The 2218-nt window shown below is 62.8% G+C and carries 5 protein-coding genes; all 5 read right to left on the bottom strand.

Annotation, left to right across the window (positions count from 1 at the left end):
- Positions 1-71: 71 nt before the first annotated feature.
- A complete protein-coding gene (locus QMN38_RS26475) occupies positions 72-629 on the bottom strand; it encodes a recombinase family protein (RefSeq protein WP_003100847.1) in 558 nt (185 codons plus the stop codon).
- Positions 623-994: a hypothetical protein gene (locus QMN38_RS26470; protein ID WP_003100853.1), complete on the bottom strand. Its 372-nt coding sequence runs from the start codon at positions 992-994 to the stop codon at positions 623-625. The genes QMN38_RS26475 and QMN38_RS26470 overlap by 7 nt, the downstream gene beginning before the upstream one ends.
- Positions 991-1491, bottom strand: coding sequence for a hypothetical protein (locus tag QMN38_RS26465; RefSeq protein WP_003100856.1), 501 nt, complete (start codon positions 1489-1491; stop codon positions 991-993). Before QMN38_RS26465 ends, QMN38_RS26470 begins: the two co-directional genes overlap by 4 nt.
- Positions 1488-1814 carry a hypothetical protein gene (locus QMN38_RS26460; RefSeq protein WP_006812576.1) on the bottom strand — a complete coding sequence of 109 codons (327 nt, stop codon included), beginning with the start codon at positions 1812-1814 and terminating at the stop codon, positions 1488-1490. Before QMN38_RS26460 ends, QMN38_RS26465 begins: the two co-directional genes overlap by 4 nt.
- Before the next feature lie 254 nt (positions 1815-2068).
- The coding region (locus QMN38_RS26455) for a cupin domain-containing protein (RefSeq protein WP_476580381.1) at positions 2069-2218 on the bottom strand (150 nt) is incomplete at its 5' end.

Here is a 2218-nt window from a genome sequence, read left to right as displayed (position 1 = left end):
CTCCGAATGAAAGCCTGTCCTCAGCATAGTACCGGGAAGGAGGGAGTGACCATCTCATTAAATAAAGCACGCTAAGCGTGCGTGGAGGCTGGCACCCAGCGGTACAGCGTCGGAATGGACACGCCGAGGTTCTTGGCCACGTCCTTGGGCGGCACCCCGCTGGCCAGCAGCTTCTTGGCCGACTCGATCTTGCTGTCGGTCATCTTCGGCTTGCGGCCGCCTTTGCGGCCGAGCTGCTTGGCGACTTCCAGCCCGGCGCGGGTGCGCTCGACGGTCAGCTCGCGCTCCATTTCGGCAAGGCTCGCCATGACGTGGAAGAAGAACCGCCCGGATGGTGTGCCGGTGTCGATGGAGTCGGTGAGGCTCCTGAACTGGACACCGTGCTTGTGCAGATCGCCGACCAGATCGACCAGTTGCTTGACCGACCGGCCCAGCCGGTCGAGCTTCCAGACGACCAAAGTATCGCCTTCGCGCAGCATTTCGAGCGTCTTGGCCAAGCCAGGCCGGTCTGCCCGCGTGCCACTCACCTTGTCCTCGAAGACCTTTTTACATCCGGCCTTGCTCAAGGCTTCGCGTTGCAGCTCCAGGTTCTGATCCTGCGTCGAGACGCGCGCATAGCCAATCAACATGGCTTGTCTCGCGCCCGGTCGATGCGTTCCTGCATCGCCTGCATCACTTCTTCGTGGGTGTACGATCTGGCGTTGGCGTCGGTGGCTTGCCGCAGGGCTTCCTCAACCTCGCGCGTCATCCGCTCGTAATCCTCCGGCCACAGCGCTTGCTCCATGCGCAGCGACGCCTGACCCAGCAGGTGCAGCAGGCTGAACAGCCGCATGTCGTTGGTGGCGACGATGCGCTCCCGAATCTGCTCCTGAATAGCTTCGCTAGCCCGATGCGCTTGTGGTGTGGCAGTCCCCTCGTAGTCAGCGGGGAATTCCGCTTCCTCGGCAATCCTTGCCCAGGCGCTGGCCAGCGCCTCGATGGTTGACGTGCTCATTTCCGCCGCTCCTGTGCTCTTTGGCGAATCAACCGGCCAAGGGGCCTCGACGCGAAAACCAGCAGCATCACGCCTATCGGATACCAGGTCGAGAAGACCACCAAGGCATCGAAGGCTGGCCGTCCGGTGTTGGTAGGCAGTACGGCGGTCACAGCCATCAACCCGCCGACCGTCCAGATGATGCGCCACACGTAGGGCATCACGCGGGGCACGTAGCCGTCATCGAAAGCGGTCTGGTAGTAGCGGCGCAGGCCGCGCTCGGCAAGCGCCTGGCGCTGCCGCTCCGACAGCGCATCCGTCCGGCCATACCAGCGCCGGAATGGTGGACAGCGCAGCAGCAAAGGGGTGAAGAGGATCATCACCGCCACGATCGCGACACCCCACGCCATGACGGCGCCGGCATCGGGCCGCTTGGCGTTCTCGATCACGGGCGCGAAGACGCCCGGAGCACCGATCATCCAGAACAGCGCAATGTGCTGATGGAAGGAGAGCTTCATTTGCTCATCCACTTGCGCAGCAGGCGCTTTTTCAGGGAGGCGCGTTCTTGCGGGTTGCGTCCCTTGTGATTGGCGATGCGATCCGCCGTGGCGGCCTGGCGCTTGACGGGCCAGTAGGAGCGGCCATCCTTGCCCATCGACCAGACGCTGCTGGCCTGGTTTTCCAGCAGGGGCAGATGGGCGCTCAGGGCTTCGGGCGACGCGCTGGTCAGCGCCGTGCTCTCACGGGTGCGCCAGCGCTGATGCCAGAGCTTCTTGTCCTCGCGCTCGCTGCCGCAGGTCGTGTGCCCGACGATGGGTGTTTTGCGGCGGCTGCGGCTCATAACGTAGTGGTCTCCAAGAACATTCAGGACTGATCCCAGGCGTCGATGGTCAAGACCTGATCGGCAGGACAGGCGGCTACGCGGTCGGGAACTGGATGGTGTTCAGTCTCATGCCGACCCCATTCGATTGATCGCGTCGCTTGCGGCACGCTGCGACGCAAGGAGGTTTGCGACCTGGTTTAGCAGCCGTGTCCGCTGCATGTCTGTTACCTATCTCCCCGACCGCTCATTGGACCAACTCCAGAGATTGGGCTCTATCGCTCAGCCAATACGAAACCGGCATTGGCTGATGCCACAACCGAGACTAACACAAATGGCTCGGTACCTGTATTTCGCGCCCCGTGCACTTGGCCCGGTCTTGCCACGGCTATCTCACCTTCCCTGAGGGCACGAACAATCCCATT

Origin of the sequence: Citrobacter sp. R-1.5.2, assembly GCF_035064245.1 — a bacterium.
Lineage (GTDB): Bacteria > Pseudomonadota > Gammaproteobacteria > Enterobacterales > Enterobacteriaceae > Citrobacter.
Note: the sequence above shows the minus strand (reverse complement) of the source record. Positions and strands in the feature narration are given on the sequence as shown.